Raw genomic sequence first — 18,942 nt, 5'->3', positions numbered from 1 at the left:
TTGGCTCAAAAATTTATTTAGTCATTTTACGTAAAGTCAAAATCTGCTCGCTTCGTCCAAATGGACCATACACATCATGTAAAACTGCACTGGTTAAACCAATGCCATCCGAACCATATTGCTGAACGGTTTCCAGACCTAACCATTTACCTTGCGGATAACGGTGCATGTGGATTTGTAAATCAAGATTTGGGAAGCCCCAAGTAAATTCTCCTTCTTGTCTTGGGACAATGCCGTTTGCGGTATCTACCATACCGATCAAATGCGCAAAATCTGTGGTCGGCTGCCCTTCAACTATTTCTTTATGATTGTTTAGCCAAACAATGCCTTTGCCCGCACGATGCTGATCATCAGTTTTAGTGACTAATGTCTGGATAAAACCACCCGGCCATCTTTTCATACCTGTCCATTCGGTAAAAGTATCTGGATGATGAATTGGTTGATCTTCAAGCCCAGCAATATCGGAACTGTCTTGAGTGCACATGCGCCATGCTCTAGCCACAATACAAGTTTTACCTTGTGCTTGTAGTTCTGCTTCAATCAATTCAATCGTTTTACCGGCACGAATGACATGTGTTTTAATCGTAAATTCACCAAATGCAATCAATCCAAAAATATCAAAACTAATTCGACCAATTCGCATATCTTGTCGTGGTGAAAACTGTTCTAACTCTACTGCGATCACGCCACTTGCAGGCGCCATATGCTGTTCATGAGGGTTCCAAGCACCTTGCGCATGAACAGTTGAGCAATAATGAGCAATCACTTCACCTTGAGGACCAATTGTTCTATTCAGTAATTGATAATAAGCATTCATGATTTTCTTTCCTTAGTCCTTGTCCAACATCAATATTTGATGAAAATTCACGTTTTAATACTTATGTTAACCCTCTATTTCTTTGTCTCAACTGGTTTTTCCTACCAAAAACTGATGAGTCTAAATTTACAAATTTAATCAATAGGTAAAATTTCGTATGTCAATTTCACCCAATGATTCTAGATATTACGATTCATTAAAATGCAAAAGCATCTTGATCGAGCTCCATCACAGTATCAGCTCCAGACTCAATAGAAGCGGCATAACTCTGTGTACGATGCAAAAGCTTTTGATAGAAAAACTTAGCTGTCGTTAATTTTGCTTTATAAAAAGCTTCTTCTTGTGTACCCGATGCTAATTTTTCATGGGCAACTTGTGCCATTCGAGCCCACAAATAAGCGAACACGACGTAACTAGAAAAATAAAGATAATCTACTGAAGCAGCCCCTATTTCTTCTGGGTTGTGTTTGGCTTTCTCTGCAATAGATTTGGTCAGTGACAGCCATTGCTGCTTAAGCTCAGCTAATTTTTCTAAATAAGGTTTCAAGACTTCATTTGATTGGTGCTGACTAATAAACTGATCAATTAAATCGGTCATGTTCTTTAGAAGTTTGCCTTCCGACTTGAGGACTTTACGTGCCAGCAGATCTAAAGACTGAATCTCAGTTGTACCTTCATACAATGTCGAGATACGTGCATCACGTACAATTTGCTCCATGCCATGCTCAACAATAAAGCCATGTCCACCAAATACTTGAACACCATGCTTTGCAGACTCATTACCCGACTCTGTTAAAAAGGCCTTAGCAATGGGTGTTAAAAAAGCCAATAATTCATCGGAGTGTTTTTGCTGTTCCTGATCGTTTGAGCTTTCCACAATATCGACATGCTGAGCCAGAAAATAAGCCAGTGCACGACCACCTTCAGAAAAAGCTTTTTGTGTCATTAACATTGAACGCACAGCGGGATGCACAATAATTGGATCGGCATTTTTCTCAGGATATTTAGGACCAGATAACGAACGCATAGCGAGACGCTCTTTAGCATAACTTAACGCGCCTTGAAATGAGATTTCAGAAGCAGCAAGCCCTTGTACGGCTGTTCCAATACGTGCGGTATTCATAAAAGTAAACATACAATTGAGCCCACGATTTTCAGGACCAATTAAATAACCTTTGGCACCATCAAAATTCAGTACACAGGTCGCATTTCCATGAATCCCCATTTTATGTTCAATCGCACTACAAACGACTTTATTACGGTCCAGCACCTGACCATCATCACTCACATTAAATTTAGGCACAATAAATAAAGAAATACCTTTAGTCCCTGCAGGTGCTTGAGGCAAACGGGCTAAAACAATATGAATAATATTTTCAGAAAGATCATGTTCACCCGCCGAAATAAAAATCTTTTCGCCTGTAATCGAGTAACTACCGTCCGAATTTGGTTCTGCTTTAGTTCTAATTAAACCAAGGTCCGAACCCGCATGTGACTCGGTTAAACACATGGTTCCGGTCCAGACACCACTAATAAGTTTAGTCAAAAACTTCTGTTTTTGTTGCTCGGTACCATGGTGCTCAATTGTTCTCATTGCGCCATGAGACAATCCCGGATACATTGCCCAAGCCCAATTAGAACCACATAACATTTCAGAAATCGCAATCCGCAGTAATGTTGGTAAGCCTTGCCCACCATATTCCGGATCGGCGGTTAATGAAGTAAACCCAAGCTCGGCATATTTTTGGTAGGCTTCTTTAAAACCTTTAGGGGTTGTCACCACACCTTGATTTAAATGACAGCCTTCTTGATCGCCATTTTGATTTATGGGCGCTAATTCATTTTCACAAAAATCTGCTGCTGCCTCTAAGTATTGATCAATTAATTCTCGATTTACGCTTTCCTGATATTTGCTTAAACCTTGATAGTTCTGTTCTGTTTGAAGCATTTCATGCAGTACAAATTGCATATCGCGTAATGGAGCTTTGTATAAAGGCATAGTTTTTCCTTTCACCTCTCTGCCTGTGTCATGGGCAGATATCGTTTTTCCTTGAAATGGACTTTTATTGTTTCAATCTCACCAAAATATCAAAAAATTTCTTATAGCAAAATATATTTTCACTAAATTAATAAAATTATCGTAACTCATAAATGGATATAAAACATAAATACATGTTTTAAAATACAAATACAGAATAAAAAGTAATTAGCATTACATAATCAAAATAAATTTAAATTTTGTATTGCAAAATTTTATTCCGTAAAAATTCAATTTATAGTATGGTGATTAGATTGCTTAATCATCCAAGGACGATTCATGGAAAGCCCGAAATACACAGGTCTTGAGTTTTTAACCGCTTTAAAAAATGGTGAAGTTTCTCCATCACCTATGGCTCACACCATACCAATGGAACTCGTTGAAGTATCCAAAGGTAAAGCAACTTATAAAGTTACCCCTCGCAAAGAACATAGAAATATTCAAGGCGGTGTACACGGCGGCTTTTGCGCCACAGCTTTAGATACAGCTACTGGCAGTGCAGCTCATACATTGCTCGAACATGGCGTCGGCTATGGAACCATTGATTTAAATGTAAAAATGATCCGCCCCATGCAAGTTGATACGTCTTACTATGCGACAGCCGAATTGATTAATGCGGGCCGTAATATTATAAGTACCGAAGGAAAAATCGTAGATGAGAACGGCAAAGTGTATGCTTTTGCCTCGGCAACCTTAATGATTATTCGCAAATAATAAAATTTTAAAGCTCCTGTTTATGGAGCTTTTTCTTGCTTGGTAATCTTACCCATTTCATAAAAATCTAAGCGATCAATCACGAAACTTGTTATTGCCATTGCTAAACCTAAAGCAGCACATGCTTCCCATCCCCAGTGTTTCCAAGCATACACCGCAATAAAAGAACCTAAGGCGGCTCCACCAAAATATAAAGTCATATAAATTGAATTAATACGGGAACGTGCCTCGGCCGAAATCCGGTAGACCAGATTTTGGTTGAGTACATGAAATGCTGACAAACCAAAATACGCCATAATCACGCCAACAGCGTAGGCAACCAAAGACTGCTGTGCAAAAAATAGTGGTATCCATGCACTCATTAATAGTGCCATACAAACCAATGCAATCCTATTTTCAAGGCCTGCTGCAATTTTCTTGCCTGCCCATGGGGTCGCAAATACGCCAGCCAAGCCAACAATACCAAATAAACCAATCTGGAAATCGTTAAAGTGATAAGGCTCATTCGCCAAAATAAAAGTCATGGTGGTAAAAATGAGAGCCAAAATTCCAAAGCCAATTCCCCCTGCCAAACCACGGCGTAGTAAATGAGGCTGATGAACAGCTAATGAAAATAGCGAACCATAAATCTGTAGAATATTGAGTTGATGGGATTTTCGCGCCACTGGTAACTTTACCCACATTACCCAAGCAAACACCAAAATGACAATTCCGCTAATTAAATAAACCGCATGCCAAGACCAAACTGTAGAAAGTAAGCCTGCAATAGAACGTGCCAATAATATTCCCAAGAACAAACCACTCATGAGAGTCCCTACAACTTGAGGGCTTTTTTTCGGGCTGGCTAAACCCGCGGCAAAAGGAACTAAAACTTGAGTCGCAATCGAAAAGAATGTAGCTAAAAAGGTAAAGCCATATAAAGCTGGCAAGGTTTGACTTAAGGATAGCCCTACTTGTGCAAGCCCCGTACAACACATGAGCAGGCAAATATAACTACGCTTTTCAAAAAAGTCGCCTAAGGGAACTAATATAAAAAGGCCAACTGCATATGACAGCTGGCTAATCACAATAGTTAAAGCGACCTGATCGGCATTGACTTTTAATGCTTCTGCAATGGAATAGATTAAGGGCTGGTTATAATAGTTTGAACCCGCACAAATTCCACATGTCATTGCCATGATAAAAATAAAGCTTTTTGACAGTATATTTTCTGCATTGGGCTCAACTATTTTTTCCATTTTTAATTACGCCCTATTTTAGAATTTATACATTGATACAAAGTTTATGCGTGACACATCAGCGGTTCGGCCATCGAACACTTCACGTTTGCCTTGGTGATATTCCATCCCAATATCCATTTGCTCAATTGGAGAATAAAAGACGTTAGCAGCATAGTCCGTTAAGCGTTTATTAGCATCGGGGTTAAGTTTGGCATAAGCCGTGTCGTCATCATAATCAAACATTGAAGCCGATAAGTTCGCACGCCATTGCTCATTAAATTTATATGAATAGCCAATATTGACGCTATTCAACTTATTCATCACCAAATCTGTTTTATCTTCGTTTAAAGAAAAATCACCCGCAGCATTTAAACTTGTTGAATTTGCCAAACCACTTTGGGTGGTATACGGCATAAATTTTTGATCACCGACAATATATTGATAATTTGCTTGTAGCGATTGTTGTGGCGTGAGTTGATATTTTAAGCCGCCTCCTGCACCCCAACTTACTTTCTTCACTGTGGCAGTGGCGACATCTGCGGATTTTTCATTGATAAAACCTTGCGCAAGAGCAGTTAAAGGACCTTGTTTAAAAGTATAGCGCCCCGTTAAAGATGGCAATGCCGAGACTCTCGAACCTGTATATTCCAAAGCTACTTTTAAATCATTATTGGCGTCGATTTTCCAGTCATAGCGAATTTGAGGAGTACGCGTATAGGAAGTTCCCACAAATTGGGTGTAATCAACAGCTTCTGTACGGGTTTCCATGTTAGACATGAGTGACCATGTTTGACCAAAGGTCCAGTCTTTATAGGTAAAAAATGCATGACGGATACGGAATTTACCATCCCCCGTTCCCATGTTAGAGCTATCAAAGAAATCGGCTTCGATATTTCCTGTAACCGCTTTATTTGGGCTATTAAAATAAACACCGAGTCGGCTTGCATTAATCATGGCATCCGAACGCGCATGATTCGAACGTTTTTCACTTTCAAAAGGTGTTCGGTACAGACTGCTGGTCGTTCTACCGCCCGAGTCTGGTGATGACTTAAAATCAACCGCTGCATCAATACGGGCAATACCATAAACCTTAACGTTATCCGTCCAAGTCACCCATGAAGGAGCAACAGGCTTTTCTGTTACCGTTGCTTTAGTTTTTTCAATGTTCTCTTCGATCTTAACCTGTTTGACCTGTAAATTATTTTGAGTTTGTTTCTGAGCAGCAAGTTCTGCTTTTAATTTTTGCAGCTCGGTTTCTAGTAAATTAATTCTTTGTTCTGTGGTATCTGAAGAATTTGCAAAAATAGTCCCTGAAGCCGCAGCGCAAGCTGCAGCTAAAATTAATTTTTTCATCTTTTAATCCTTAAAGAAGCGTTTTTTCCGTGTGTATTTAGGCTACACGTGCATCAATTAGTTCACAGTCAGTAACTGCCTGTAATTCATCAAAAGTTAAGCCGTCTACCATTTCCTTGACGTAAGCTTTTTGGTCCTTGAGTTCAATAATGCATAAATCGGTGTAAATACGGTTTACACACTGCTCACCCGTTATTGGATAACTCAGTTCTTTTACAATTTTGGGCTCACCTTTTTTAGTGACATGCTCCATATAGACATAAATCGTTTTTGCACCAACTGCCAAATCCATAGCACCGCCAACTGCAGGTACATCATCTGCTTTACCGGTATGCCAGTTTGCCAAGTCTCCATTGACCGCAACTTGGAATGCACCAATCACGCAAATGTCCAGATGGCCGCCACGCATAATGTCAAATGAGTCACCATGATGCATAAAACATCCACCATCTAATAAAGTGACAAGTTCTTTTCCGGCATTTACCAGATCTTCATCTTCCTCACCCGGTTGTGGTGGTGGGCCAAAAGCCAAAACACCATTTTCCGAATGTAAAAAAATTTCTTTGTCTTTTGGCAAGAATTTAGCAACGTTGGTCGGTAAGCCAATGCCTAAATTGACATAAGAACCTTCCGGAATGTCATTGGCAATGAGTTTGGCAATATCTTCACGAGAACGCTTTTGAACTGACATTAGATATCTCCTACTTTTACAACGTGCTGAACAAAAATTCCCGGTGTAATAATGCACTCTGGGTCAAGCGTTCCTAGCTCTACGGTGTCATTCACTTGAACAATCGTGGTCTTGGCGGCTTTTGCCATAATTGGTCCAAAATTGCGAGCCGCTTTGCGGTAAGTTAAATTGCCCCAGCGGTCGGCTTTATCGGCATAAATCAGTGCAAAGTCAGCTTCCAGTGGATATTCAAGCACATAGTTTTTACCATTAATGGTTCGGGTTTCTTTGCCTTCGGCAATTTTAGTGCCATAACCAGTCGGAGTAAAAATAGCACCCAAACCTGCCCCTGCGGCTTGAATACGACATGCCAAATTACCTTGCGGTACCAGTTCTAACTCAATTTTTCCCGCTCTATATAAGTCTTGAAAAACGGTTGATCCTGCAGATTTCGGAAATGAGCTAATCATTTTTTTGACACAACCGGCAATAATCAGCTTGGTTAGACCACGGTCACCCGAAGCTGCATTATTGTTTACAATGGTGAGTTCTTTTTTTCCTAAATCGATTAAGGCTTCAATTAATTCAGCAGGTTGCCCCGTCACACCAAACCCGCCTGTCATGATGGTTGCTCCATCAGGAATAGCTTTTAAAATCGGTTCAATGTCACTGGTGATTTTATTTATCATCTCACTTGTCCCTTTTCATCCTTAATTTAAGGTGACAGATAAATCTGTCACTCTGCCTTTTGCGGGTTAAATAGTCGGTCTTTAATAAATAACAATGGAATTACCCCGCAGATAAAATAAGCCGCAGCCATTACCAAAAGTCCTAAGCCAATAGAACCGTTTTGCGATAGATAACCAATTGTTAATGGAGAAAAAATTGAAAGTACTTTGCCAATGTTATAAGCACCGCCCACTGCCGAACCTCGAATAGAAGTCGGGAAGCTTTCTGTCATATAGGTGGCATTAATTGCATATGGAATACCGTAAAGGAAACCGAAAAACAGCATCATCCATAAAATGTTGGTTGGTGTATTTAAGTAAACAATGACTGGAATAAATAAGGCTGTACCAATGGTTCCAAAAGCGAATACAGCGCGGCGTCCTAATTTATCGGCAACAATTCCTGCAATTACTTTGGCGAACATCATAATCAGGAAAGTACCGACCATATACATGGCCATTTCTTTAAACTTGATGCCTAGATCAGACTCTAAATAAGCCGGTAACCAGTTACTTACGCCGTAATAACCAAACTGTAGTGCACCAGTACTAATAATCCAAAGTACAAACATGGTGCCATGTTTTTTATCTCTTAAAATCTCAAGATATGGATTTTGACGTTTTTTAGGTTGGCTACTTTGAGCTATTTTTAACGCTTTTAATTGACGCGCTTTTTTCCATGACTCAGGTTCAGGTACACATATGTGCATCAAAATTGATAACACCACAGGCGCAATTGCAATCCAGTAAAGGAAACGCCAGCCGTGTTCAGGAATAATGTGTCCTGCTAGTAATGTCGCTAATAAAGAACCTAAGGTATAACCTGTCATCAGCGTTGCTAAAACGGTAGAACGATGTTTGGTCGGAACCATTTCTGACATTAAAATATTACAGGCAATATAAAGTGCACCTAAACCCATCGCTCCAAAAGTTCTTAAAACTGCAAATTGCATATAAGAGTGTGTAAAGCCTAGCGCACAGGTTAAAACTGAAGAATAAGCAATAAAGAAAACAATAATACGAACCCGACCAAAACGGTCACATGCCCAACCACCAATGAGTCCACCCACGGCCGAGCCAAATAGAGTCAGGCTTCCTAATGTTCCAGCTTGCACACCAGTTAAATGAAATTCTGTTTTAAGACTAGTGAGGCTTAATGCCAAAAAACCTAAATCTGCCCCATCACATAAAAGTGTAAAAAAAGCGAATATAAATGCAGTAATCCAAATCTTTTTGGGCGTTTGAATAGCTTCAGTGCTATTCATATTCTCTGTAACAGTCTTTGTTGTCATGTCCATATCCTCAGAAGGAACATGAGGCATCCCATGCCTCATGGCATTTGATTTTTTATTAGGCTGTAGCTTCCCTAATCATGTTTTTGGCAATAATAAGTTGTTGAACTTGCGTCGTTCCTTCATATAAACGGAACAAACGTACATCACGATAAAAACGTTCAATGGCATATTCACTGATATAGCCTGCGCCACCATGAATCTGTACACAGCGGTCAGCAACGCGGCCACACATTTCGGTCGCAAACATTTTTGCGCAAGAGGCTTCCGTACTAATGTTTTCGCCATTATCACGGCGGCGAGCTGCATCTAAGACCATACATTTAGCGGCATATATTTCGGCTTTTGAGTCGGCAAGCATGGCTTGAATAAGCTGGAAGTTCGCAATAGGTTGACCAAACTGTTTACGCTCAATCGCATAGTGCAATGCGTCGTTTAACATGCGTTCGGCGACACCCACGCTATAGGCACCAATGTGCAACCGTCCTTTATCCAGCACTTTCATGGCCGTTTTAAAACCGACACCTTCTACCCCACCAATCAATGCAGAAGCAGGTACACGGCAATTTTCAAAAATTACATCACAGGTGTGTGAACCCTTTTGACCCATTTTTTGGTCAATTTTGCCCAAGGTAATACCTGGTGTATTCGCTTCGACTAAAAAAGCTGAAATACCTCCCGACCCTTTAATTTCAGGATTCGTTCGAGCCATTACGGTAAAGGTTGCAGCATGGGGTGCATTAGTAATAAAACGCTTGGTACCGTTTAACACATAAAAGTCACCATCTTTTACCGCACTGGTTTTTAAAGAGGCAGCATCAGAACCAGACTCAGGCTCGGTTAAACAAAATGAACCAATAATTTCGCCACTTGCGTAACGTGGTAAATATTTCTGCTTTTGCTCTTCTGTACCATCAATCAAAATTGCACTTGAGCCAATACCGTTATTGGTTCCAATTAAAGAACGGAAAGCCGGTGAAGTTTGTCCAAGTTCAAATGCAACTCTGACTTCTTCTTCCATGGTGATGCCTAGGCCACCATATTCTTCGGGAATTGTGAGGCCGAACAAACCTAGCTCACGCATTTGCTGCACAATGTCATCTGGAATTTTGTCTTTCTCTACCACTTCGTTTTCACGAGGGATCAATTCATTTTTTACAAAATCTCGAATTGTTGAAAGTAACTGCTCCAACATCCCTTCATCACGGATCATCTTTGATCTCCCTTTTTATATATTTCCATCGTATCCATCAGCCATTTCCAGCTGGTCTGGATACCATGCTTTTAAATCTTGTTTAGTGCGGATGTGTTTCATAGTACGAGAACAAAAATACAAATTTCAAGCTTTTTTGAAAATTAATTTCGTTTAACGAAATTTAAATTTAGACCATTACGCAATATCAATAACTTATCTATTTTAAAAGATGATACCTACGCTATTAAGAGAAATAAGACTTGAAATAAATTCCAAAATAAGCATCATAAAAGGAATATAGTTTTGATATGCGAAACAAGGAATTCAAAAATGAGTGTGTCAACAGGGAATAATTTCGTAGAAGTCGACTTTTCTATTCAAAAAATAGCAGTTGTTAAAATTAACCGCCCAGAAGCAAAAAATGCTTTAAACAGTGAAGTTCGCAAACAACTAGCACAAGCTTTTACCGAGTTAAGTTTTAACGATGAGATCAATGCGGTTGTGCTCACAGGTGGTGAAGAAGTCTTTGCCGCAGGTGCAGATTTAAAAGAAATGGCAACCGCAACTTCCACAGAAATGTTATTGCGTCATACCGAACGTTATTGGAATGCAATTGCCCAATGCCCTAAACCCGTGATTGCTGCTGTAAATGGTTATGCATTAGGTGGTGGCTGCGAACTTGCAATGCATGCTGACATTATTATTGCAGGTAAAGGCGCAACCTTTGGCCAGCCGGAAATTAAAGTCGGTCTAATGCCAGGTGCTGGTGGTACACAACGATTATTCCGTGCTGTGGGTAAATTCCATGCTATGCGCATGATTATGACAGGTGCCATGGTGAAAGCCGAAGAAGCTTATTTGATTGGTCTTGTTTCACAAGTCACAGAAGACGACCAAACTATTCCAACTGCAATCCAAATGGCACAAAGCCTCGCAAAAATGCCTCCTATTGCCATGCAACAAATTAAAGAAGTTGCACTAATGAGCGAAGATGTTCCATTAAATGCAGGCTTAACTCTAGAACGAAAAGCATTCCAGTTGTTATTTTCTACCGAAGATAAAAATGAAGGCGTTCAAGCTTTTATCGAAAAGCGTAAGCCGTCGTATCAAGGTAAATAATTTAAAACCATAATAACAAAGGAATGAAAATGGCCAGAAAAGTATTAATTAGTGCAGGTGGTTCAGGGATAGGACGATGCATTGCCGAGGCATTTTTAAACAATCAGGATGAAGTTTTTGTTTGTGATATCAATGCTAAAAGCTTAGAACAATTTCAACAAGATTATCCAAAGCTACACATATATACCTGTGATTTAGCCGACCATGAACAAATTAAACTCATGTTTAGTCAAGCCATTCATAAACTTGGCGGTATTGATATTTTAGTCAATAACACAGGCATCTCAGGCCCGACCGTTGCAGCAGATGAGTTAAGTTTTGAAGACTGGAATACAGTTATTAATTTAAACCTGAATAGCACTTTTTTAATTACCCAGTTAGCCATTCCCTATTTAAAGCAAGCACAGGCAGGCGTGATTATTAATATGTCGTCTATTGCCGGCCGCTTAGGCTATCCATATCGACTGGCCTATTCCACTTCAAAATGGGGGTTGATCGGTTTTACCAAAACGCTTTCTATGGAACTCGGTGCAGATAACATTCGGGTTAACGCTATTCTTCCTGGAGCGGTAGATGGTGATCGGGTTCAGCGCGTATTACAGGCCCGTGCCGATGTAGCCCATACATCACTGGAAGAAGTGACTCAAAACGCACTGAAAAATCAGTCGCTCAAATATTTTGTCAATCCAAAGCATATTGCAGATTTATGCCTATTTTTAGCGTCAGATAGTGGTCGCTCAATTTCAGGGCAAATCTTACCCATTGATGGTGATAAACAATGCTTAAGCTAAATCACCCAACCTTATTTTTCCATTTAATTTCAAATATAGATTAATCATCAGGATGATCGACATGACTTATGATATTAAAAGCATGGCTGTGATTGGTGTAGGTGTCATGGGCAGTGGTATTGCTCAAATTGCTGCGCAGTCAGGTCATACCACTTATTTATATGATGCCAAAGCAGGCGCCGCAGAACAGGCCAAAGAAAAACTGGCTGCTACATTTCAAAAGTTAGTCGAAAAAAATAAGATTACGCCTGAGCAAGCAACAGCGGCAAATAACCATTTAATTGTTGCCCATCAAATTGAAGATTTAAAAAATTGTGACCTCATTGTAGAAGCAATTGTTGAACGTCTCGATATTAAACAAAGCTTGATGCAACAGCTTGAAGACATTGTTTCGGATACTACTATTTTAGCCTCAAACACTTCTTCTCTCTCTATTACAGCCATTGCGGCAAATTGCAAGAAGCCTGAGCGTGTTGTGGGTTATCACTTTTTTAACCCAGTTCCACTCATGAAAGTGGTTGAAGTCATTCGTGGTTTAAAAACAGATCCACTTATTATTGATGCTTTAAACGATCTGTCTCGTGCATTTGGTCATCGCCCTGTTGTAGCAAAGGACACCCCTGGATTTATTATTAACCATGCGGGCCGTGCTTATGGAACTGAAGCGCTCAAAATTTTAAACGAGAATGTCTGTGATATTAGTGAAATTGACCGAATTTTACGTGACGGCGTTGGTTTTAGAATGGGGCCATTTGAATTAATGGATTTAACTGGCCTTGATGTTTCGCATCCTGTGATGGAGTCGATTTATCACCAGTACTATGAAGAAGCCCGCTACAAACCAAGCCCGCTGACCAAGCAAATGCTAGATGCCAAGCAACTTGGACGTAAGGTTAATCAAGGTTTTTATAACTATGAAACCGGTTCAAAAACAGGTGAACAACCAGCCAAATTGGTAGAGCGTTTAGCACAATATCCAAAAGTTTGGATCGCTGCCGATTTCTTGGACGATAAAAAACAACTCGAAGATTATTTAACTCAGCAAAATATTGCCCTAGACACCAATTCTGAACCGCAAACAGATAGCTTATGTTTACTCGCTTGTTATGGTGAAGATACAACTCAAGCAGCTACTCGCCTAGGAGTTAATCCAAAGCATACTGTTGCGATAGACATGCTTTATGGCATTGCAAAACATCGCACCTTAATGCCATCACTCATTACTAAATCTGAATACCGACAAGCGGCTCACTCTATTTTCAATCTAGATGGAAATATGGTCAGTATGATTAATGAAAGTATTGGCTTTGTTGCGCAGCGTGTTTTAGCCATGGTCATTAATTTAGGCTGCGATATTGCCCAGCAAAATATTGCCACAGTAGATGATATTAATGCGGCTGTACGTCTTGGCTTAGGCTATCCATTTGGACCAATTGAATGGGGCGATCAAGTCGGTAGCGAAAAAGTCTTACTTATTCTGAACCGTATAACAGCACTTACCCATGACCCGCGTTACCGCCCTAGCCCGTGGTTACAGCGTCGTGTCGCACTTCATTTACCTCTTACTTTTACTCACGAGTCTTGAAAAGGAATTTCTCAATGTTAAATGCATATATCTATGATGGTTTACGTAGTCCATTTGGCCGTCATGCAGGTGAACTTGCCTCAATTCGTCCTGATGATTTGGCCGCAACTGTCATTCAAAAACTACTAGAAAAAACAGGTGTACCAGGCGCGGATATTGAAGATGTGATTTTAGGCGACACCAACCAAGCGGGTGAAGATAGTCGTAATGTGGCACGAAATGCACTATTACTTGCAGGCCTACCTGTCACTGTACCAGGCCAGACAGTAAACCGCCTATGTGCTAGTGGTTTAGGTGCTGTGATTGACTCAGCACGCGCTATTACTTGTGGTGAGGGTGAACTGTATATTGCAGGTGGTGTAGAAAGTATGTCACGTGCACCGTTTGTGATGGGTAAAGCGGAAAGCGCTTATAGCCGTGATGCAAAAATTTATGACACCACGATTGGCTCTCGCTTTCCAAATAAAAAAATTATTGCGCAGTACGGCGGTCATTCAATGCCTGAAACGGGCGATAACGTTGCAGCCGAGTTTGGTATTAGCCGTGAACAAGCTGACTTATTTGCAGCCCAATCACAAGCCAAATATCAAAAAGCCAAAGAAGAAGGTTTCTTTGCCGATGAAATTACGCCAATTGAGGTTTTCCAAGGCAAAAAATTGCCACCTAAGCTCGTTTCTGAAGATGAACACCCTCGCCCAAGCTCAACTGTTGAAGCACTTACAAAGTTAAAACCACTCTTTGAAGGTGGCGTAGTTACTGCGGGTAATGCCTCAGGTATTAATGATGGTGCAGCAGCACTTTTGATTGGTTCAGAAGCGGCAGGTCAAAAATATGGCCTAAAACCAATGGCAAAAATCTTGTCCGCTGCGGCAGCCGGTATTGAGCCACGCATTATGGGTGCTGGCCCGATCGAAGCGATTAAAAAAGCTGTTGCGCGTGCTGGCCTTACTTTAGATGACATGGATATTATCGAAATTAATGAAGCCTTTGCTTCACAGGTTTTATCTTGTTTAAAAGGCTTAAATGTTGATTTTAATGACCCACGTGTGAACCCGAACGGTGGTGCAATTGCAGTTGGTCATCCACTTGGTGCTTCAGGTGCTCGTCTTGCGTTAACAGTAGCGCGCGAGTTAATTCGCCGTAAGAAGAAATATGCCGTGGTGAGCCTATGTATTGGTGTAGGCCAAGGTCTTGCAATGGTGATTGAAAACGTTTCATAACCATTGAACCAGATATCCATTCATCACAACAGCGCAGTGATGAATGGATTTATTTTGCAGAGCGAAATATAATGGCAAAACTATTGCTTTAATTATATTTGAGGATCGAATGTCTCAAAACACGGAAACTGAAAAACCAATAAATTTTGATGAGATACGTTTAGATCCTATTTCGCATATACATCGGGAAAATAACCCGCAGTTTATTGCTTCTTTAGCACGCGGCTTAGAACTTTTAAGATGCTTTTCTGCAAATAATCAGGTGCTTGGTAACCAAGAATTAGCAAAAATGACAGGTTTACCTAAACCGACCATTGCACGTATTACCAATACCCTTGTGTCATTAGGTTATTTAAAACAATTACCTAACTCGACCAAATACACATTAGATATTGGTGTCTTATCCTTAGGATATGCAGCTTTATCTAACATCTCGATTCGTAATATTGCTCATCAATATATGGAAGAGATGAGTCAGTATGTTCAAGCGCCCGTAGCGATGGCAACGCGTGATCGCTTAAATATGGTGTATATCGATGTTGTGCAAATTGAAACAGCCTTAAATATGCGCCGTCCAATTGGTTCGACTTTACCACTGCATAGCAGTTCTATGGGACGAGCATGCTTGGCTGCGACTCCTGAACGTGAGCGCAACTTTCTACTTGATGCATTGAAACAAAAAAATCCAGAAAACTGGCCAGCCATCAAACGCTCATTAGAACGAGCTTTCCGTGATTATCAAGATTATGGATATTGTTTGTCTTTGGGTGAGTGGCATAAAGAAGTAAACTCAGTGGCTGTACCTTTGGTTAGCTCTAAACACGGTCTTTATGTTTTTAACTGTGGTGCGCCAAGTTTTCATCTAAATCCGGAAAAACTTGAAGGTGAAATTGGACCACGTTTAATCCACATGGTGCACAATATTCAAGATGCTTTGAATGAAACGCACTAACAATCGTACTTAAAACAGTTATGGTTGTGTTGATTAAAGTTCCACTTTCATTATGACGATAGGCATGATGAAAAACGCACTCTATACCCCAACCATTATTCTAATGGCGATTGCTGCAGGCATTTGTACAGGTGGAAATTATTTTAGTCAGCCACTTATTCATTCAATTAGTCTAAGCTTAAATTTAACTGAAACCACTACAGCATGGGTGCCCACTCTAGCCCAAATCACCTATGCCTGTGGCTTACTCTTTTTAATGCCGTTGGGTGACATATTAGAAAAGCGCAAGCTGCTATTTATCTTTATGTTACTAGCTTCAAGCGGATTAATTATTAGTGGCTTTTCACACAATATTTATCTTTTACTGCTTGGCACTGTTATTACCGGTTTATTTTCCAGCGCAGCCCAACTTTTATTACCGCTTGCTGCAAGTCTGGTTCCGATTCAACAAAGTGGCCGTGTTGTTGGCTTTTTACTGAGTGGGCTGATGATGGGTGTTTTACTCGCCCGTTCCCTTTCTGGGCTGATGTCTACACTTTTTGCGTGGAATATTATTTATCTGGTTAGTGGCTTTCTATTACTCATCATTGCCATTATTTTGCATCGTAATATTGGGTTATTCCCACCCACCAAATCTGAAAACTATGTAAAAACCATTCGTTCTTTACCAAAGATTTTTATTCAAAATCCACGTTTAAGAACCAGAACTTATATTGGTGGTTTTACATTTGCTTGTGTGAGTTTAACCTTTACCACCATGTCGTTGCTTCTGGCTCCGGCACCTTATTATTTTAGTGACTTTACCATTGGCCTTTTCGGTTTTGTTGGCGTGTTAGGAACTTTCGTTGCCAATTTCTCAGGCAAATTTATTGACCAAGGCTATATCCATAAAATTTCGATTTATTGCGGCATTGGGCTGATTTTAAGTTGGATACTTTTTTCACTTTTACCCTACCATTTCGCTTTTTATATTATTGCCTTACTTATTCTCTACGCTTCTCTTTCTGCGGTACATGTCACCAACCAAAGTATTGTATTTAAACTTAATCAAGAATTACGTTCACGGTTTAATGCCATTTATATGACAGGTTACTTTGCTGGCGGCGCTTTAGGCACAACGGCGGGAAGCTACGCTTGGAAACACTTCGGATGGAAAGGTGTCTGTATTTTGGGCTTAATTTTTGCCATTCTATGTCTTTATTATTGTGTGCGTGATGCAAAAAATCAGCACAATTAAAACTTGTGCTGATCTCAAAGTAGGCTAATAGTTCGTTATAAAAGCCCTAATAAACGTCCACGAATAATGTCTTCTGCCTCTTTGATAATGCAACTAACAAACTTAATATTCACTTTTTAAAACGAGTAAATTTTTCTTATTTTAATATTTATAACCAACAAAAAAATAATAATAAATTGCTTAGATTAATTATTTAACATACCATTACCAATATTAAATTTTTAATAATTAAGTGTATGTTCAACAAAAAAGAAATATTTTTCTTACCAATCAAAATAGATAATGAAACAGTCTATGCTGGTTTTTGGAAACGTCTTAGTGCTGGCATTATTGATATGCTAGTGATGATACCTTTGATGATAATAGGTTATTTTACTCAAAATATATCTATAATTATTTCAATGATCACTGTAGTTATTGCAGCTCTCTTCGCGATTACTTATATAATTTACTTTCACTATCGATTTGGTGCAACGATAGGAAAAATGGTGGTTGGAATAAAAATTACACGTCCCGATGGTAGTAAAATCACTCTTATACAAGCTGTGTTAAGATCTTCAGTTGATATTGTTTTTTGTATTATTACGGTTATATCCGAATTAATCGCATTAAGCTATGCTGATCCTGAAATATACCTAAATGCAGGGAAAATTGATCAAGCAAAATATATTCTACTTTTTTATCCAGCTTGGTACAGTATAGTTAACTCAGCAAGTGAATTATGGACTTGGAGTGAGTTTATTGTTTTACTTTTTAATAAGAGAAAAAGAGCTATTCATGACTTTATTGCTGGAACTATTGTAATTAAAAAACAATATTCAAAAAACTAATATAAGAGGGTGTTCTATATAATGATCTAAATTTAATCTATTATTAAATTTAGATCACTATATTACTTACTACAAAGAAATCTTGCTCTATTATTAAGATTAATATAGATAATAATTTTACTTTATAACAAGCTTAATAAACGTCCGCGAATAATATCTTCTGCCTCTTTGACAATTCGGCTAACCAGTTCATCGCATGTCGGAATATCATGAATCAAGCTTGCCACTAAACCGCATGACCATGCACCTGCATTAACATCTCCATCAATCATAACTTTTGGATAGACTCCCGCAACTTCTTCAATAATATCTTCAAATTTAATGCTATCGCCGAGCGCTTTTTCTTTTGCCACGATTTTTTCTACGGCCGCATTATTCATGACACGTTCAGTATTTCGCAAAGCACGCATAATTAAACGCGTATCTCGTTCGGTTGCATTCAGAATCGCCTGTTTCACATTTGCATGTACGGGAGCTTCCTGAGTCGCAATAAAGCGCGTTCCCATATTAATTCCATCGGCTCCCATCGCTAAAGCAGCCGCGAGTGAGCGTCCATCTGCCATACCACCTGAGGCAACAAATGGGATGTCTAACGCATCGGCAGCTAAGGGCAATAAAATCATATTGGGCACGTCATCCTCACCAGGATGCCCACCACACTCGAAACCATCTACAGAAACTGCATCACATCCAATTTGCTGCGCTTTTAAGCTATGTCGAACCGAAGTACATTTGTGAATTACTTTAATACCAGCAGCTTTTAAATACGGCATGACCTGTTCAGGATTACGCCCTGCTGTTTCTACAATCTTGACTCCACCTTTAATGATTACTTCTACAAAACCCGGATAATCAGGAGTATTTACGGTAGGCAAAAAGGTTAAATTTACTCCAAAAGGCTTGTCGGTCATTTCTCGGCAACGTGCAATTTCTTTTGCCAGATTTTCAGGCGTACGCTGAGTCAGACCAGTGATAATACCTAACCCACCCGCGTTCGAAACTGCAGCCGCAAGCTCTGCAAAACCAACATAATGCATACCACCTTGAATAATTGGATGCTCGATTTCAAATAGTTCTGTAATTTTGGTCTTCATATTCTTTCCACTCACCATTCTATAACTAGCTTCTCATTTCCTTAGTAGAGCTAGATGCTTATTTACGCATAAATCCTGTCATCATTT

At 39.7% G+C, this 18,942-nt stretch carries 17 protein-coding genes; 8 read left to right on the top strand and 9 right to left on the bottom strand.

All coding sequences use genetic code 11. From position 1 onward, the window contains the following. Positions 1 to 13: 13 nt before the first annotated feature. Both CSB87_RS17255 and CSB87_RS17250 read right to left on the bottom strand, forming a co-directional pair. Positions 14 to 817, bottom strand: a complete 804-nt coding sequence (locus CSB87_RS17255) for a thioesterase family protein (protein WP_004887705.1) — start codon at positions 815 to 817, stop codon at positions 14 to 16. 196 nt (positions 818 to 1,013) lie between these two features. Then, complete coding sequence (locus CSB87_RS17250) at positions 1,014 to 2,816, bottom strand: acyl-CoA dehydrogenase C-terminal domain-containing protein (protein ID WP_004887706.1); 1,803 nt, start codon at positions 2,814 to 2,816, stop codon at positions 1,014 to 1,016. 303 nt (positions 2,817 to 3,119) lie between these two features. Here CSB87_RS17250 and CSB87_RS17245 point away from each other — a divergent pair, with 303 nt between their 5' ends. Beyond that, complete coding sequence (locus CSB87_RS17245) at positions 3,120 to 3,569, top strand: PaaI family thioesterase (protein ID WP_079377081.1); 450 nt, start codon at positions 3,120 to 3,122, stop codon at positions 3,567 to 3,569. 20 nt (positions 3,570 to 3,589) lie between these two features. Here CSB87_RS17245 and CSB87_RS17240 read toward each other — a convergent pair whose 3' ends face one another. From CSB87_RS17240 to CSB87_RS17215, 6 genes are read right to left on the bottom strand one after another with little or no spacing between them, the layout of a single operon-like run. Then, on the bottom strand, positions 3,590 to 4,807 hold the full coding sequence (locus CSB87_RS17240; RefSeq protein ID WP_006581459.1) for an MFS transporter: 1,218 nt from the start codon (positions 4,805 to 4,807) through the stop codon (positions 3,590 to 3,592). Positions 4,808 to 4,825: 18 nt separating this feature from the next. Next, positions 4,826 to 6,142, bottom strand: coding sequence for an outer membrane trimeric porin-like protein DcaP (gene dcaP / locus CSB87_RS17235; RefSeq protein WP_004887709.1), 1,317 nt, complete (start codon positions 6,140 to 6,142; stop codon positions 4,826 to 4,828). A 37-nt stretch (positions 6,143 to 6,179) separates the two neighbouring features. Further along, positions 6,180 to 6,833 carry a 3-oxoacid CoA-transferase subunit B gene (locus CSB87_RS17230; protein ID WP_000116037.1) on the bottom strand — a complete coding sequence of 218 codons (654 nt, stop codon included), beginning with the start codon at positions 6,831 to 6,833 and terminating at the stop codon, positions 6,180 to 6,182. Beyond that, positions 6,833 to 7,501 carry a 3-oxoacid CoA-transferase subunit A gene (locus CSB87_RS17225; protein ID WP_002048307.1) on the bottom strand — a complete coding sequence of 223 codons (669 nt, stop codon included), beginning with the start codon at positions 7,499 to 7,501 and terminating at the stop codon, positions 6,833 to 6,835. The genes CSB87_RS17230 and CSB87_RS17225 overlap by 1 nt, the downstream gene beginning before the upstream one ends. 47 nt (positions 7,502 to 7,548) lie before the next feature. Then, a complete protein-coding gene (locus CSB87_RS17220; protein ID WP_009501086.1) occupies positions 7,549 to 8,832 on the bottom strand; it encodes an MFS transporter in 1,284 nt (427 codons plus the stop codon). A 58-nt stretch (positions 8,833 to 8,890) separates the two neighbouring features. Next, positions 8,891 to 10,045: an acyl-CoA dehydrogenase family protein gene (locus CSB87_RS17215; RefSeq protein WP_000617392.1), complete on the bottom strand. Its 1,155-nt coding sequence runs from the start codon at positions 10,043 to 10,045 to the stop codon at positions 8,891 to 8,893. 312 nt (positions 10,046 to 10,357) lie between these two features. Between CSB87_RS17215 and CSB87_RS17210 the strand changes: the two genes are divergently transcribed. From CSB87_RS17210 to CSB87_RS17180, 7 genes are all read left to right on the top strand, one after another. After that, entirely contained in the window at positions 10,358 to 11,146 is a 789-nt protein-coding gene (locus CSB87_RS17210; RefSeq protein WP_004887713.1) for an enoyl-CoA hydratase, read from the top strand. A gap of 29 nt (positions 11,147 to 11,175) precedes the next feature. Continuing rightward, entirely contained in the window at positions 11,176 to 11,937 is a 762-nt protein-coding gene (locus tag CSB87_RS17205; RefSeq protein ID WP_002048283.1) for an SDR family oxidoreductase, read from the top strand. A gap of 61 nt (positions 11,938 to 11,998) precedes the next feature. Then, positions 11,999 to 13,522, top strand: coding sequence for a 3-hydroxyacyl-CoA dehydrogenase (locus tag CSB87_RS17200; RefSeq protein ID WP_004887715.1), 1,524 nt, complete (start codon positions 11,999 to 12,001; stop codon positions 13,520 to 13,522). A gap of 14 nt (positions 13,523 to 13,536) precedes the next feature. Continuing rightward, on the top strand, positions 13,537 to 14,742 hold the full coding sequence (locus CSB87_RS17195) for a 3-oxoadipyl-CoA thiolase (RefSeq protein WP_000930801.1): 1,206 nt from the start codon (positions 13,537 to 13,539) through the stop codon (positions 14,740 to 14,742). Positions 14,743 to 14,851: 109 nt separating this feature from the next. Continuing rightward, complete coding sequence (locus CSB87_RS17190; RefSeq protein WP_000081482.1) at positions 14,852 to 15,694, top strand: IclR family transcriptional regulator; 843 nt, start codon at positions 14,852 to 14,854, stop codon at positions 15,692 to 15,694. A gap of 64 nt (positions 15,695 to 15,758) precedes the next feature. After that, positions 15,759 to 16,931: an MFS transporter gene (locus CSB87_RS17185; protein ID WP_009501077.1), complete on the top strand. Its 1,173-nt coding sequence runs from the start codon at positions 15,759 to 15,761 to the stop codon at positions 16,929 to 16,931. Between the two features lie 236 nt (positions 16,932 to 17,167). Beyond that, positions 17,168 to 17,761: an RDD family protein gene (locus CSB87_RS17180; protein ID WP_004887718.1), complete on the top strand. Its 594-nt coding sequence runs from the start codon at positions 17,168 to 17,170 to the stop codon at positions 17,759 to 17,761. Between the two features lie 122 nt (positions 17,762 to 17,883). Here the strand turns inward: CSB87_RS17180 and CSB87_RS17175 are convergent, their stop codons facing one another. Next, positions 17,884 to 18,855, bottom strand: a complete 972-nt coding sequence (locus tag CSB87_RS17175) for an NAD(P)H-dependent flavin oxidoreductase (protein WP_004887720.1) — start codon at positions 18,853 to 18,855, stop codon at positions 17,884 to 17,886. Between the last annotated feature and the right edge of the window lie 87 nt (positions 18,856 to 18,942).

Source organism: Acinetobacter sp. AR_0276 (assembly GCF_003000705.1).
Classification (GTDB): Bacteria; Pseudomonadota; Gammaproteobacteria; order Pseudomonadales; family Moraxellaceae; genus Acinetobacter; species Acinetobacter nosocomialis.
This window is presented reverse-complemented; position numbering and strand designations above follow the sequence as displayed.

Coding starts and splice junctions, on each gene's coding strand:
- CSB87_RS17255 (WP_004887705.1), bottom strand. CDS start 817: ATGAATGCTTATTATCAATTACTGAATAGAACAATTGGTCCTCAAGGT.
- CSB87_RS17250 (WP_004887706.1), bottom strand. CDS start 2,816: ATGCCTTTATACAAAGCTCCATTACGCGATATGCAATTTGTACTGCAT.
- CSB87_RS17240 (WP_006581459.1), bottom strand. CDS start 4,807: ATGGAAAAAATAGTTGAGCCCAATGCAGAAAATATACTGTCAAAAAGC.
- dcaP (WP_004887709.1), bottom strand. CDS start 6,142: ATGAAAAAATTAATTTTAGCTGCAGCTTGCGCTGCGGCTTCAGGGACT.
- CSB87_RS17230 (WP_000116037.1), bottom strand. CDS start 6,833: ATGTCAGTTCAAAAGCGTTCTCGTGAAGATATTGCCAAACTCATTGCC.
- CSB87_RS17225 (WP_002048307.1), bottom strand. CDS start 7,501: ATGATAAATAAAATCACCAGTGACATTGAACCGATTTTAAAAGCTATT.
- CSB87_RS17220 (WP_009501086.1), bottom strand. CDS start 8,832: ATGACAACAAAGACTGTTACAGAGAATATGAATAGCACTGAAGCTATT.
- CSB87_RS17215 (WP_000617392.1), bottom strand. CDS start 10,045: ATGATCCGTGATGAAGGGATGTTGGAGCAGTTACTTTCAACAATTCGA.
- CSB87_RS17210 (WP_004887713.1), top strand. CDS start 10,358: ATGAGTGTGTCAACAGGGAATAATTTCGTAGAAGTCGACTTTTCTATT.
- CSB87_RS17205 (WP_002048283.1), top strand. CDS start 11,176: ATGGCCAGAAAAGTATTAATTAGTGCAGGTGGTTCAGGGATAGGACGA.
- CSB87_RS17200 (WP_004887715.1), top strand. CDS start 11,999: ATGACTTATGATATTAAAAGCATGGCTGTGATTGGTGTAGGTGTCATG.
- CSB87_RS17195 (WP_000930801.1), top strand. CDS start 13,537: ATGTTAAATGCATATATCTATGATGGTTTACGTAGTCCATTTGGCCGT.
- CSB87_RS17190 (WP_000081482.1), top strand. CDS start 14,852: ATGTCTCAAAACACGGAAACTGAAAAACCAATAAATTTTGATGAGATA.
- CSB87_RS17185 (WP_009501077.1), top strand. CDS start 15,759: ATGATGAAAAACGCACTCTATACCCCAACCATTATTCTAATGGCGATT.
- CSB87_RS17180 (WP_004887718.1), top strand. CDS start 17,168: ATGTTCAACAAAAAAGAAATATTTTTCTTACCAATCAAAATAGATAAT.
- CSB87_RS17175 (WP_004887720.1), bottom strand. CDS start 18,855: ATGAAGACCAAAATTACAGAACTATTTGAAATCGAGCATCCAATTATT.